The following is a 14557-nucleotide window of genomic DNA, read 5'->3' as shown; positions in this document are numbered from 1 at the left end:
TTGCAGATATAAATCCCTTATATTTTGAAAAAAAGCTTCCCTAAGGAAGCTTTCCCAAACAATGTTCCCTTATCTGCCTGCGTACAACAAAACTACTTATACATTCGGCAGCACATCTATTTACAGACTATAAGATCTGTACACTACTTCATTCTGATATCGAGAATTTTATATTGAATAACGCCTGCAGGTGTATTAACGTCAACAATCGTGCCTATTTTCTTGCCGATGATGGCTTTGCCTACTGGACTTTCGTTGGAGATCTTATTATTCAGTGGATCGGACTCCGCTGTACCTACGATCGTGTATTCCATAGTGTCACCATATTCCAAATCTTCAACACTTACAGTAACACCGATACTTACCACATCAGTAACGATCTCGTCGCTATTAATGATGCGCGCGTTGCGAAGCATCTTCTCCAAGGTGATAACGCGTCCTTCGATAAAAGCCTGCTCATTCTTCGCATCTTCATACTCCGAGTTCTCACTGATATCTCCGTAGCCAATCGCTACCTTAATCCGTTCAGCAACCTCGCGGCGTTTCACAGATTTGAGGAATTCCAGCTCATCTTCCAGACGCTTTAGCCCGTCCGGCGTAAGGATGACTTCTTTATCGCTCATCTCAACCGATTCTCCTGTCGTATACATTTATTGAAAACACCATACTATATGCTAATCTAGGAGGATAAGAACCCTCCCTGCTGCATTACTCTTACTGTAACGGCGATTTTATACTGTGAAATTATATTGGAACCGCTACAAAATGTCAATGACACCACATATAAAGTAGGATGTGTTCAAAAAGCGTAAGGAAAACAACGTTTATACTGCGGAAGCAGACATTTCATTACCCTTATTCTCTTCTTCATGCTTTAGTTGAACGACAAAATCATTCAAAATCTTCACCATTCCATCACGTTCTGTCTCTAACATGAGCACATCCTTTACTCGTGCAGCAGACTTCAGGCCTTTTAAATACCAAGCCATATGCTTACGCATCTCCCGAACGGCTACTGCTTCTCCCTTAAGTGCAACCAGCCGATCCATATGAAGAATGGCAACCTTAATCTTCTCATCCAATCCAGGTTCAGGCATCAGTTCCCCGGTGCTTAAATACTGAATCGTACGGTACAGCATCCATGGGTTACCTAGCGCACCGCGCCCGATCATCACGCCATCACAACCGGTCTGATCAAGCATAGCCCGAGCATCTTCAGGTGTATTTACATCACCATTGCCTATAACCGGAATGGAGACCGCTTCTTTTGCCATCTTGATATAATTCCAATCCGCACGCCCCGTATAGAGTTGCTCCCGTGTTCGTCCATGTACACTGACAGCCTTGCCACCGGCACGTTCTACTGCACGTGCATTATCTTCGACAAAAATATGCTCGCTATCCCAGCCAATCCGCATTTTCACGGTTACGGGTTTATCAACAACATCGACAACCGCAGAGACCATTTCATAGATTTTGTCGGGATTCAAAAGCCAGCGGGCTCCTGCATCACATTTAGTTACTTTAGGCACTGGGCATCCCATATTGATATCGATAATATCAGCATTGGTTTCTTTATCAACCACTTTAGCTGCTTGCACCAGTGATTCTCTATCCCCGCCAAAAATCTGCAAACTTAGCGGTTTCTCCCGTTCATCTACAAATAACATTTCGCGAGTACGCGTATTTCCGTGAATAATAGCCTTGTCGCTCACCATTTCCGCACAGACTAAACCTGTACCAAACTCTTTAGCGATTAGACGAAAGGCCGGATTGCACACCCCAGCCATAGGTGCCAGAACAACTTGATTTTTCATCTCAATGTCGCCAATCTTCAGCATTCGTATCACTTCCATTATTCCTATTTAAATTGCTTAAAAATTATGAGTCAGGGTTTACCAATTCTTCGGTTGTAACCCCTAGGACATTCGCAATTTTATCTAAAATTTGATCTTCCAAACGTCTATTGCCCCTCTCGACTGCGCCAAGCACAGCCAAGGAAATCCCAGTGAGATCCGCAAGTTCCTGCTGAGTATAGCCTTTTAGCTTGCGGAATGCCCTGACCCTCCGTCCCATACGCTTGTTGTCCACAACCGAATTCCTTCCTTCCCGTCTATGTCTTGAAGCGCTGCTGTAATCAACTTGCGGAGTCCGGAAGACTGTTCATTCTGTGGAACGATATCACTGAGCGGAAGCATTACAAATGCACGCTCAAACATACGCGGATGCGGTAACGTTAAATGCGGAGTATCAAGTGTCTGGCCCTCTACCCACAATAAATCTAGATCTACCGTTCTCGGTCCATAGCGAATATCCCGGATACGACCCAGTTGCGTTTCGATCCCCAGCATTACTTCCAGCAAGGTCTCTGGCGCAAGCGTCGTGCGCAAAGCTGCTGCCATATTAAGAAACTGCGGCTGATCTAAATAACCTACTGGCTCTGTCTCGTAGACTTTGGAGCAGCGAACTACCGATATTTCATCATGATTATTCAGTCTGTTCAAAGCCTCTGACAGCGTGCCCTCACGGTCGCCCAAATTAGCCCCTAAAGCAATATAAGCCTCTGATTCTTCAGAGGTGGAATGTATATTCATGGACTTTGTTCTCACTTTCTAGTTCTGCGCAGCTCCACAGTCACTCCCTGAAAATGAATGTCGAATGGCGGATGCGGTTTAGTTACCTTTACCGTTACTGCATTGATAACAGTATAAGTGTCCAGTACGGAGGATGCAATATATTCTGCCAGAGCTTCAATTAACTTAAAGGACTTTATTTCGACAATGTTTTTGACCAGTTCATGCACTTCAGCATAGTTTACGGTTTGGTTCAAATCATCGTTCTGGCCCGCTCCCTGTAGATCAAGTTCCAGCTCCAAATCAATGTAAAAACGTTGGCCCAGCTTACGCTCTTCTTCAAACACACCATGATATCCGTAATATTCCATTCGATGCAGTGTCATTTTATCCATCTTTAAACCCGCCCTTTTTATAAAATATCTTTATTCACGCACCAATGGAGGTGCAGCATACAACATCGCATCACACATCTTAACCGTTCGTTTTATTAGGGACACATCATGCACTCGTACGATCTGGCAGCCCTGAGCAATACCAAAGGCTACTGTTGCTGCGGTACCTTCCACAACATCATCAGCGGGCAAATCAAGTACGGTCCGGATGAATTTTTTGCGTGAAGTCGCCAGTAACAGTGGATAGCCAAACTCAGTCAACCCGTCCAAAAGCATCATCGCCTGCAAATTTTCATTAAAATCCTTCGCAAAGCCGATCCCTGGATCCAAGATGATATTGGCCGGCTTCACTCCTGCGGCTAAAGCAAGATCAATACTTTCCTTAAGGTCTGCCGACATATCCGCACTTAGATTCGTATAATCACGGTCCTGCCGGTTATGCATCAAAATAATGGGACAGTCCGCAGCAGCTGCCACTGCCGCCATTTCCGGATCAGCTTTACAGCCCCATATATCATTAATGATATGGGCACCAGCAGCAATAGCTTGGCGTGCCACTTCAGCTTTATAGGTATCTATAGATAACGGAATATGCGGTGCCGCTCGATGAATACTCTCGATGACAGGCAATACACGAGCTAATTCCTCTTCAAGCCCCACTGGTTTATGACCAGGACGGGTAGATTCTCCACCAATATCTATAATATCAGCACCGTCTGCGGCCATTTGTAGCGCATGTTCTACTGCTTTGTCCGGATCATCCCAAAGTCCTCCATCTGAAAAAGAATCCGGGGTTACATTCAGGATGCCCATAATCAGCGTTCGATTTCCCAATTCCAAATCAATATCTCCACAGCGGTATGTCCGCTTGAATATGGCTGGTCTCATTTCGGTATTCCCGTCCTTTCTCTATAGAATGAAATCAAATCCGAAGTCATTCTGCCGCAAAGGCCATCGCCAACGGTAAATTTTTTATCTTTTTCCCAAAGCGTTGTGACCGGGACAATTTCTTGTACGGAATTAGTAAGAAATACTTCGTCGGCTATTTTTAACTGCTCCCAATGATATGCGCCCTCTTCTACCCTAATCCCAGCACTACGAGCCAGCTCCATTACCATTTCCCGGGTAATTCCCGGTAGAATTCCAGTTGAGATATCTGGAGTGTGGAGAATATTGTTTTTTATAAAAAAGATGTTGCTGACAATGCCCTCTGCTATGATCTCTTGTGCAGTCAACATCAGTCCTTCAGCACCATTCGCCGCAGAGGCATAGCCCCTAAGCTCACGCTTGGCCAAAATATTATTCATATAATGCAGAGACTTGAATCGCACTGCTCCCTCCGGAGTGTTACGCCTTAAGGACAACAATTGCAGGTCTTTGCCTTCGCTATATATCTTTTCGGATACTTTCGGCAGCGCTTTGATGTACAGCAAATGATTGGGTTCGCAATAGTCGCCCGCAGGTAATCCGAGAATATCCTCACCAGCGGTCACGGTATAGCGTATATAAGCTTCTTTAAATTCATTTTTGTCCATAACACGCTGGATCCACTCCTGCAGTTGTTCAACATCCTGCGCAAATGGAATACCAAGCTCCTTGCAGCCCTCTGCCATACGCTTCAAATGACGCTCCAGCAGAAAAGGCACTCCCCCATACGTCCGAAAGGTCTCGAACAATCCTATGCCGTATAAAAAACCGTGATCCAGGGCGGAAACCACGGCTTGTCTTGCATCAATGACACCATTGTTAAATCCTATATATTTCATGCCGTTTCTCCGGCTCTCCGTTTCAAGAAATTACGCAGCATCGTATGACCATGATCCGTAATAATCGATTCCGGATGGAATTGCACACCTTCGATAGGGTATTCTTTATGGCGCAGTGCCATAATCTCCCCTTCTTCGGTCTCCGCTGTAATCTCCAGACAATCCGGCAGACTCTCGCGCTCTACAATCAAAGAATGATATCTCGTTGCCGTAAAAGGAGACTCCAGACCTTCAAAAACCGACGTGCCCTTATGATGAATCGGGGATGTCTTTCCATGCATCAAACGCTCTGCACGAATAACATTTCCACCAAATGCTTGGCCTATCGCCTGATGCCCAAGGCATACGCCGAAGATCGGAATAATACCTTTGAAATGATGTAACAATTCCAAACTGATCCCCGCTTCATTAGGTGTACATGGTCCTGGAGAAATTAAAATATGATCGGGAGCCATTTTTTCAATCTCTTCAATGGTAATTTCATCGTTGCGGTGTACTTTAACCTCTTCCCCAAGTTCACCCAAATACTGTACGAGGTTATACGTAAAGGAATCATAATTATCGATGACCAAGATCACAGTGTTTCTCCCCCTTCGGCGCCGCTGGTAGTTTGGGATTCCTGCTGTAACTCACTACAGAGTACTGCCTTCACTACCGCTTTGGCTTTATTATGGCATTCACGGTATTCACGGTATGGATCAGAGTCGATCACGATGCCCGCACCTGTCTGAATATATCCGACCCCATCCTTTACAGCCAGTGTTCTAATAATAATATTTAATTCCATATTTCCGTTATAGTCAATAAAGCCCATGGATCCTGTATACGGCCCACGCCGAACCGGCTCCAGCTCTTCAATGATTTCCATTGTTCTTACTTTGGGCGCGCCTGTAATCGTTCCCCCTGGGAACAATGCTGCGATTACAGCATAAGCATCCTTATCCGGTGCGACCTGGCCCTCTACCTGCGAAACGAGATGCATCACATGAGAGTAGCGCTCCACCGTCATCAGCTCAGGCACGCTGACGGATCCATATGCAGCGACACGCCCGATGTCGTTGCGCTCCAGATCGACAAGCATAATATGCTCGGCGATCTCCTTTTCGCTCCCGCGAAGCTCCGCCTCCATGGCGGCATCCTCCGCGGGAGTCAGGCCTCGCCGCCGGGTGCCGGCGATTGGCCGTGCGCTCACTTTGTCCCCGTGCAGCTTGACGAGCAGCTCCGGTGAAGCGCTGGATAGCGCGAAGCCGGGCGACCGCAAGAGCCCCATGTACGGGGACGGATTGAGCTTGCGCAGCCATTCGTAAACATCCTCCGGCGAGGACTTCAGCTGCGCCTCCTGGCGCAGCGAGAGGTTCACTTGAAATACATCGCCTTGGCGGATGTATTCCTGAACGTCCAGCACGGCCTGCTGGAACTTCTCAGGTGAGAAGGCCGAGGTCATACCCGGCCACTCCCCTGAGGAATATGTGAGGGCCTCAATGCTACCTTTGACCTCTTCGTTCAATCCCGAAGCAGCGGATACCAACTGCCACTGCTCTACCATTCGTCCAGCCTGTTCTATAGCACCGAGATAAAGGTTCTGCAAATCCTCCATCCCACATTCTGCTGGAACCGGGACGTGAACAGCACAATAAAGCACATGCTCTTCGTGATCATAAATCCATACCTCATCCATCCTCATAAAGAGATAATCAGGAAAACCGGGATCATCTTGTGCGAGAGACGGTAAACGCTCCAATGAGCGAACCACATCGTACCCTAGAAATCCAATACATCCACCGGTAAATGGAGGAATGCCCTGAACGTTTAGACTTGGCGAGGTGAAGCCTGACATCCACTGCTGTAGCAGCTCTAGCGGCTGACCTATCAGCGTTGTAGTCTCATGTGAACCCTCATCGGCTGTATGACCCAATGATTCGGGAGAAAGGCTAAACACCTCAGCGCCTTCTCCCTTGCCTTTTAATATTGATACAGGATTTAAACCTAAGTACGTATAGCGGCCACCCTTGCCACTCTCCAACACTACGGAGTATTCGGAAGCTAGTTCCCAGGCCTTCTTCCAGGATGCGGGCAATTCCCCCGAGCACTTGAGTGATTTTATAATCAAGGGGAACATGCTCCAGTCTTCAGCTGCCCATTGTTCCCACTCATTCCATGTCGTTATGATTTCCAAAGCCATCCTCCTAAAAGTTTTGTCTAGCATAATCCTACAGTTTAATCTTCGGGACAAAACTTACTTCGTAAGCATTTGCTTAGTTTTATCTAGCAATTACTTATTATTAATCATCAGTAGTATATTGCCTGTCAGTATACTGTACTTAAGGCATTATTGAAAAGCCCCCAGCTATAGGAAATTAATATGGCTTTTGAGTCTTCGGTAAAAACCTTAGCATTTTTCAAAAATAATAAATTACCACGTCTAGGTCGTCATATATCCATAGAGCCTTTTGCCCATATAATCAACGAAAAGAGTCTCCATCACCACCAGAAAAGTGGTATGAAGACTCTTATAAATTACGTTATTGCAAACAATTACGCTTCGAAATTGTAAAGTGGTGTACTCAGGTAACGTTCACCATTACTTGGGATGATGACAACTACCTTCTTGCCAGGACCGAGGTCTTTAGCAACCTTAAGTGCTGCAAATACTGCTGCACCGGAAGAAATGCCAGACAAGACGCCTTCTTCTTTAGCTACACGGCGTGCAGTTTCGAATGCTTCATCGTTCTCAACATGGATGATCTCATCATAAATGTCCTGGTTCAGGATTTCAGGAATGAAGTTTGCTCCGATACCCTGAATTTTGTGAGGGCCTGGTTTGCCTCCTGCCAAGATTGGAGAAGCAGCAGGCTCCACAGCATAGATCTTCACGTCAGGATATTTGCTCTTCAGCACTTCACCTGCACCCGTGATCGTTCCACCTGTTCCGATACCTGCAATAAAAGCATCCAGTGGGCCTCCGATGGACTCAATAGCTTCAACGATTTCAGGTCCAGTGGTCTCACGGTGGATCTTCACGTTCGCTTTATTCTTGAATTGCTCCGATGGGAAATAGCTTGGGTTCTCTTTCAGAATTTCTTCCGCTTTCTTAACCGCACCATTCATGCCTTCCGATCCTGGAGTCAGAACCAATTCTGCTCCGTATGCACGAAGTAGATTACGGCGTTCCAAGCTCATGGTTTCCGGCATTACGATAACTGCCTTATAACCTTTAGCCGCAGCCACAAGTGCCAAGCCAATACCAGTGTTACCACTGGTTGCTTCTACAATTGTACCTCCAGGCTTCAGTAGACCTTCACGTTCAGCTTCTTCAACGATGCTGATTGCGATACGGTCTTTTACGCTTGATCCCGGATTCTGATATTCCAATTTCAAATAAATATCTGCGGAGCCTTCCTGTGCCAGACGATTCAAACGAACGAGCGGAGTACCTCCGATCAATTCTGTTACGTTGTTAACGACTTTAGCCATGAGCAAAAACCTCCTTAGAATGATAAATGCGATATAAGAACGTAAATTGTGACTTTACTCTTCTGTATGTGTGTCCCTATTATGCAATAATAACTGCTATAAAGGGGTATAGATATTGGACCACCGTTAGTTATTTCCGACTAAAACGGTAGGTTTTACGTTAATATCATATTATCAATCTTGCAGGCTGTTGTCAATATTTATTGCCACATCATATTTCGTGCGCAAATCACTCTCCACTTGTTGTAAAGGGGGTGCTTGCTCCAACGCCAGCTCTTGACGTATCAGCGCTCGAATTTCCTTTTGATCAGGAATATTTTGTGTGTGAATACTCTCTAGTCGAATGATAGCGAAGTCGTCCTCCGCCTGAATCGGCCCCGCTATATCACCCTCATCCAAACTAGCAGCGGTCTTAAGCAGTCCCTCAGGCCAAAAAGGATCGTCTTCCTCTACTTTGCCCAAACGGCCTCCTTGCTGCCGACTCTCTGCATCAATGGAAACTTCCCTAGCTAAATCAGCAAAATTCTCACCCTGCTCCAAGCGATCCATTACTTGCTCGCCTTCATCATAAGATGAAACCTTAATCATGGAGAGTTCCAATTCCCTTTTGGGAGTGAAACGCTCCGTATTTTGGTCTAAATAAGTATCGATATCAGCTTCCTTAATCGTAATACCATCAGTGGCTATTGCTTGTAAGGTCAGACGATAAGCCGTTTCTGCGAACACTTCCTGACGAGATAATCCCAGCTGAGACTGCATTTGTGCATAATACTGTTCTTCCGATCCGTATCCAACCATAGTTCGTGCAAGTTCTTGCTCAACCTCATCGTCGGTCACGGTAATCCCCAGAGCCTTTGCTTCCATCTCCACAACAATATGATTGATCATTCCAACCAGCACTTCGTGGCCATGCTTTTTTTTGAGCTCATCCATCCACTGCTTATCTGTTATCGGTTGTCCGCCTGCAGTCGCTGCATCCGGTGTTTCGTTTTCTGTTGTATCCCCTTTTAGAAGAGCCATGGCGCGTAAGCTCCAGAACAATAGGCCCCCAAGCATTAAAGTTGCAACAGCCAGAATAACAACCGTATTGCGAAGTGCACGTTCCTGTCTCGTCATCATCCCATGACCCTACGATTTCGCTTGTTCTAAAATGACCTGTAATTCGTCCTTATTAAAAACATAAGCCTCGTTACAAAAATGACATACAACTTCAGCCTGCTCATCTTCTGCAATTAATCTCTCCAGTTCATCTTGCCCTAAGCTAACCAATGTCTGCTCTACCCGCTCACGCGAACATTGACAAGCAAAGTTAATATCCAGTTCATCCATAACTACCGCATCCGGCAAAAGAAAACGCAGCATTTCTTCTGGCTCTAGACCCTGATCAAGAAGTGTTGTCACGGAAGGCATAGCCCCTAGAGCTTTTTCGATCTCCGTAATCTCCGCATCCGTCAGTCCTGGAAGAAGCTGCACGATAAACCCTCCGGCTACAATCACTGACTCATCGGTATCCACTAATACACCTAATCCAACTGCAGCTGGGGTTTGTTCAGAAACAGCGAAATAATAAGTGAAATCTTCCGCAAGTTCTCCGGAGATGATAGGAATACTACCTCGATAAGGTTCCTTCAAACCTAAATCCTTTATAATATCAATGAACCCTTCAGTTCCTACGGCTCCAGCGACATCCAATTTGCCCATACTATTGCTAGGTAAGTGAATGTGAGGATGGTGTACATAACCGCACACTTCTCCCAACGCATTGGACTCCGCAACGATTTGCCCGATCGGTCCATCCCCTTTGACCATGATACATAGCTTCTCTCTTCCTTTGAGCATAGCGCCCATCATGGCTGCAGCGGTAACTGTACGTCCAAGTGCGGCTGTAGCCGTTGGATACGTATCATGTCTGCGCCGCAATTCCTCGACCAATTCTGTTGTGCGGACAGCAAACGCTCTCACTTTACCATTCATAGCTGTTCCACGGATAAGTCGATCCTTCTTTTTTTCCATTGGGTGCATAGCCCTCCTATCTCTTCGCCCTTTAGGCTTCTTTATCTTTATTGGTTACGGTCATAAATAATTCGTAATCCTTCTAGTGTTAACATAGGATTTACTTCGTCGATACAATCCGTCTCCCCCGCAATTAGCGAAGCGAGGCCTCCAGTAGAAATAACCTTCAGTTCCGGAGCGTTCATCTCGATTTTGATACGCTTTACAATCCCCTCGACTTGGCCTGCATACCCAAAAATAATACCAGCCTGCATAGCGTGAACTGTATTACGTCCGATAACCTTTTTAGGCTTCTCCAACTCAATTCGTGGCAGTTTCGACGCCCGCTGGTATAAGGCCTCTGTAGAAATAACAAGACCCGGAACAATCGCTCCTCCAAGATAATTAGCCCCTGCATCGATACAGTCGAAGGTCGTAGCCGTACCAAAATCAACAACAACAAGCGGACATTTATATTGTTCAATCGCAGCCACAGCATTAACAATCCGGTCTGCGCCAATCTCACGCGGATTCTCATAGCGAAGATTAAGTCCCGTTTTTATCCCTGGTCCTACGAGTAACGGATCTTTGCCTATATACTTTATACACATATCCACGATAGTCTTAACCAGAGGTGGAACTACCGAGGATATAATTACACCTTCCACATCTTTGACAGAGATCCCTGACATCTGAAAAAGATTGTGTATCAGCACTCCATATTCGTCCACGGTGGATTGGCGCGCAGTACTTAGCCGAAAATGATGTAACAATTCGCGCTTTCTGTATACACCGAGAACAATATTGGTATTACCGACATCGACAGCAAGCATCATGATGAGGACCCTTCCTTCTTGGCATTAAGGTCTAGACTAATATCCAGACTGGAAAAGGAGTACGTAAGGCGTCCTACAGAAATCACATCCACACCTGTTTCTGCGATCCCACGAACCGTTTCTAACGATACATTGCCGGAGGCCTCTGTCTTGACATGTGGAGCTTTAGCTTTAATCCTAGCCACCGCTTGCTTCATCATCTCGTTAGACATATTATCAAGCATAATAATATCAGCACCTGCTGCCAGCGCCTCTTCGACTTGCTCTAAGTTCTCAGTCTCTACTTCAATGCTCATCGTATGTGGAATGTTCTTCCGCGCACGACCTACTGCCTGCCTAATACCACCTGCACCTTTGATATGATTGTCCTTGATCATAACCGCATCATATAGACCAAAGCGATGATTAAAGCCTCCACCAACACGAACTGCATATTTTTCCAGCATACGATGTCCTGGTGTAGTCTTACGTGTATCTACTAGACGAGTCGGTAATCCATCGAGCACCTGTACGAAAGATGACGTACGTGATGCTACACCGGAAAGACGCTGCATCAAGTTGAGTGCAAGCCGTTCACCTGTAAGAATTGCATGTGTGCTTCCCTCTACCTCAATAATTACAGTCCCTTTTGTCACTGCTTGACCTTCTTCTACAAGGGCTGTAAAGCTAAGCGTAGGATCAACAATTTCAAAAACCAACTCTGCAATCGGGATACCACAAATTACGCCTTCTTCTTTAGCATGAATAATCCCTTTAGATTCATGGCCAACAGGTATTGTCATTTGTGTTGTTACATCACCGGAACCTACATCTTCCCGCAGCCAAGCCTTAATGGATTGTACTAGTTCTTCATTGTAACCATTAAACATCATCGCTTAATTCCTCCACTATTCCCAGATCGCGAATTTGAAGCAGGTGCTTGCGCCACTGATCATCACTTCGCTGCGGGTAATCCTCACGGTAATGTGCCCCGCGACTCTCTTCCCGTGCTAGAGCAGACTCTGTCACGAGCAAACAGCAGGTCAGCATATTAGCGAACTCGTATTCCTCACGTTTAGTCAATACGGATCCAAAGATGGGTAGCTGCCGTTTCAATTCTTCTATTCCCTTAGACAAGGTCTCTTCATTACGTCGTAATCCGGCATATCGAACCATTACCTTTTGTAGCTTCAAACGGCGTTCCACAATAGCTTGAGTTGGCGAATCAACACGCCCTTCGTTGCTACTAACTGATGTAACATCACGTCCAAGCGGAGATAATTGGCGAATCCGCTCAATAATACGATGTCCAAAAACAACTGCTTCTGATAATGAATTGCTTGCTAATCGATTAGCCCCATGTACGCCTGTGGAAGAAACCTCCCCGCAAGCAAACAAGCGAGGAATCGTACTCTCCCCATTTAGATCGGTCTTAATGCCCCCCATCATATAATGCGCAGCTGGAGCCACTGGAATCCAATCACTTGTAATATCCAGTCCATAGCCCATACAGGTCTCATGTATTGTAGGGAAACGATGCTTCACCATTTCTGGGGATTCATGCGTAATATCCAAATAGACAAACGTTGACTTTGTAAGCTCCATTTCACTTACAATAGCCCGAGCTACAATATCTCGTGGGGCTAGCTCAAGTAACTCATGATATCGTTCCATGAACCGCTCTCCATTAATATTGCGCAATACTGCTCCTTCCCCACGAACTGCTTCGGAGATTAGGAATCTAGGAGCTCCAGGATAACTCAATGCTGTAGGATGAAATTGAATAAATTCCATATCTCGTATATGAGCCCCGGCACGATAAGCAATGGCTACCCCGTCGCCTGTAGCTACTTCAGGGTTGGTAGTGTATCTAAATAATTGTCCTGCACCGCCAGAGCACAAAATAGTCGCATCCCCTTGCAGGAATAACCGTCCGCCGCCGGGACGCTGCAACAATGCGCCTACACATTCTCCACCTTCAGTGATGAGATCAATGACATAATGATCATCCCACACCTCAATGTTCTCATGTTCAGCTACCTGTTCAGCCAAGGCACGAACAATCTCATAACCTGTAGCATCTCCATTAGCATGCAAAATACGACGGTGACTATGCGCTCCTTCCTGCGTCAAAGCCAGTACCCCATCTTCCTTATCAAAAAGAGTACCTAAACGAATTAGCTCATGAACTCTATCTGGTCCTTCATTAACAAGTGCATCGACAGCTGTGGATGAGCAAAGACCTGCTCCCGCCATTAATGTATCCTGCCGGTGGTAAGCAGGGGAATCGTCCTCAGCTATTACAGCTGCGATCCCCCCCTGTGCATAGCGAGTATTACTCTCCATTACTGATTTCTTTGTGATCATAATGACACGCCGATCTTCACTAGCTTTAATAGCTGTGAACAATCCGGCAATCCCTGAACCGATAACAATACAATCTGTCTTTACTTTAGGAATATCCCGAAGATCAAAATCAACCAAATATTGTGGAATCATGACCGCGTTTCACCTGTTTCAACGAAAGAGTAGCGCATACTACCGGACTTGTAGCATGCGCTCTAGGGAAGTTCTGGCTTTGTCGGCGACAGCAGGCGGTACATAGATTTGTGGCTTCATCGTCTCCAGGCATTTCACCAGTTTTTTTAGATTGTTAACTTTCATATTAGGACAAACAAGAAATTTTGTAGCAAAATGGAATTCTTTATCCGGACTATCTTTACGAAGCTGATATCCTGTACCATCCTCAGTTCCAACGATAAATTGCTTACGGTCAGATTTCCGGCAATACTCGAGAATGGATGTAGTACTACCTACATAATCACCCATGGCCACTACTTCCGGACGACATTCTGGATGAACTACAAATTCTGCTTCTGGGTATTTCGCTCTCATTTCTACTACATCTTTAACAGTCAACATATCATGAGTGTTGCAATAGCCTTCCCAGATAATCAGTTTTTTGCCGGTCTGATCTTGTACGTATTGACCAAGATTCTTATCGGGTACCCAGATAATTTCTTCAGCATCGAGGGATTCGATTACTTTCACGGCATTGGCAGAGGTACAACAAATATCAGTTTCCGCTTTAATCTCTGCAGACGAGTTGATATAAGTCACCACTTTAGCATTTGGATGTTGCGCTTTAAGCTTACGCAAACCGTCTACATTGACCATATCAGCCATTGGGCAGCCTGCACGTTCATCAGGAATAAGGACGGTTTTGTTTGGAGCCAGAATTTTAGCACTTTCCCCCATGAAATGAACACCGCAGAATACAATAACCTCTGCATCAGTCTCTGCAGCCTTCTGAGCGAGTAAAAAAGAGTCTCCCCGGAAATCGGCAACCTCCTGAATTTCATCACGTTGATAATAATGAGCTAAAATGATTGCGTTTCTTTCCTTCTTAAGCTGTTCAAGACGTATACGAAGTTCTCGATTCTGTTCCTGCTTACGCTCAAGTGCCAGAGCTTCCACCGATTGTTCTCCCCCTTAAATCTTCGCGGCTTTACGCCGGTGCGATGATATCAAATGGCATGAGC

At 45.7% G+C, this 14557-nt stretch carries 16 protein-coding genes; all 16 read right to left on the bottom strand.

The window, feature by feature from the left end; all coding sequences use genetic code 11:
- Window positions 1-143: 143 nt before the first annotated feature.
- A complete protein-coding gene (gene greA, locus NST34_RS00420) occupies window positions 144-623 on the bottom strand; it encodes a transcription elongation factor GreA (protein ID WP_042183910.1) in 480 nt (159 codons plus the stop codon).
- Window positions 624-824: 201 nt separating this feature from the next.
- On the bottom strand, window positions 825-1841 hold the full coding sequence (gene dusB, locus NST34_RS00415; RefSeq protein ID WP_076300985.1) for a tRNA dihydrouridine synthase DusB: 1017 nt from the start codon (window positions 1839-1841) through the stop codon (window positions 825-827).
- 40 nt (window positions 1842-1881) lie between these two features.
- Window positions 1882-2076, bottom strand: a complete 195-nt coding sequence (locus tag NST34_RS00410) for a helix-turn-helix domain-containing protein (RefSeq protein WP_234540301.1) — start codon at window positions 2074-2076, stop codon at window positions 1882-1884.
- Entirely contained in the window at window positions 2043-2594 is a 552-nt protein-coding gene (gene folK, locus NST34_RS00405) for a 2-amino-4-hydroxy-6-hydroxymethyldihydropteridine diphosphokinase (protein WP_076286864.1), read from the bottom strand. Before folK ends, NST34_RS00410 begins: the two co-directional genes overlap by 34 nt.
- Window positions 2595-2605: 11 nt before the next feature.
- Window positions 2606-2968, bottom strand: coding sequence for a dihydroneopterin aldolase (folB, locus tag NST34_RS00400; RefSeq protein WP_042183904.1), 363 nt, complete (start codon window positions 2966-2968; stop codon window positions 2606-2608).
- Window positions 2969-2998: 30 nt separating this feature from the next.
- Window positions 2999-3856 (bottom strand): dihydropteroate synthase, encoded by an 858-nt coding sequence (folP, locus tag NST34_RS00395; RefSeq protein ID WP_341126932.1) that lies wholly within the window; start codon window positions 3854-3856, stop codon window positions 2999-3001.
- Window positions 3853-4734, bottom strand: a complete 882-nt coding sequence (locus tag NST34_RS00390) for an aminotransferase class IV (RefSeq protein WP_341126931.1) — start codon at window positions 4732-4734, stop codon at window positions 3853-3855. Before NST34_RS00390 ends, folP begins: the two co-directional genes overlap by 4 nt.
- Entirely contained in the window at window positions 4731-5312 is a 582-nt protein-coding gene (pabA, locus tag NST34_RS00385; RefSeq protein WP_042123170.1) for an aminodeoxychorismate/anthranilate synthase component II, read from the bottom strand. Before pabA ends, NST34_RS00390 begins: the two co-directional genes overlap by 4 nt.
- Window positions 5309-6853 carry an anthranilate synthase component I family protein gene (locus NST34_RS00380; protein WP_341129488.1) on the bottom strand — a complete coding sequence of 515 codons (1545 nt, stop codon included), beginning with the start codon at window positions 6851-6853 and terminating at the stop codon, window positions 5309-5311. The genes pabA and NST34_RS00380 overlap by 4 nt, the downstream gene beginning before the upstream one ends.
- Before the next feature lie 416 nt (window positions 6854-7269).
- Window positions 7270-8208, bottom strand: coding sequence for a cysteine synthase A (cysK, locus tag NST34_RS00375; RefSeq protein ID WP_042123166.1), 939 nt, complete (start codon window positions 8206-8208; stop codon window positions 7270-7272).
- A 174-nt stretch (window positions 8209-8382) separates the two neighbouring features.
- Window positions 8383-9327 (bottom strand): peptidylprolyl isomerase, encoded by a 945-nt coding sequence (locus NST34_RS00370; protein ID WP_149643859.1) that lies wholly within the window; start codon window positions 9325-9327, stop codon window positions 8383-8385.
- 9 nt (window positions 9328-9336) lie between these two features.
- Window positions 9337-10221 (bottom strand): Hsp33 family molecular chaperone HslO, encoded by an 885-nt coding sequence (gene hslO, locus NST34_RS00365; protein ID WP_042183894.1) that lies wholly within the window; start codon window positions 10219-10221, stop codon window positions 9337-9339.
- A 47-nt stretch (window positions 10222-10268) separates the two neighbouring features.
- Complete coding sequence (locus tag NST34_RS00360; protein ID WP_042183892.1) at window positions 10269-11036, bottom strand: type III pantothenate kinase; 768 nt, start codon at window positions 11034-11036, stop codon at window positions 10269-10271.
- Window positions 11033-11908, bottom strand: a complete 876-nt coding sequence (nadC, locus tag NST34_RS00355) for a carboxylating nicotinate-nucleotide diphosphorylase (RefSeq protein ID WP_076286870.1) — start codon at window positions 11906-11908, stop codon at window positions 11033-11035. Before nadC ends, NST34_RS00360 begins: the two co-directional genes overlap by 4 nt.
- Entirely contained in the window at window positions 11898-13514 is a 1617-nt protein-coding gene (nadB, locus tag NST34_RS00350) for an L-aspartate oxidase (RefSeq protein ID WP_076286871.1), read from the bottom strand. Before nadB ends, nadC begins: the two co-directional genes overlap by 11 nt.
- A 39-nt stretch (window positions 13515-13553) precedes the next feature.
- Window positions 13554-14492 carry a quinolinate synthase NadA gene (gene nadA, locus NST34_RS00345; protein ID WP_042183878.1) on the bottom strand — a complete coding sequence of 313 codons (939 nt, stop codon included), beginning with the start codon at window positions 14490-14492 and terminating at the stop codon, window positions 13554-13556.
- Window positions 14493-14557: the final 65 nt, after the last annotated feature.

Source organism: Paenibacillus sp. FSL H7-0714 (genome assembly GCF_038003765.1).
Classification (GTDB): Bacteria; Bacillota; Bacilli; order Paenibacillales; family Paenibacillaceae; genus Paenibacillus_AQ.
Note: the sequence above shows the minus strand (reverse complement) of the source record. Positions and strands in the feature narration are given on the sequence as shown.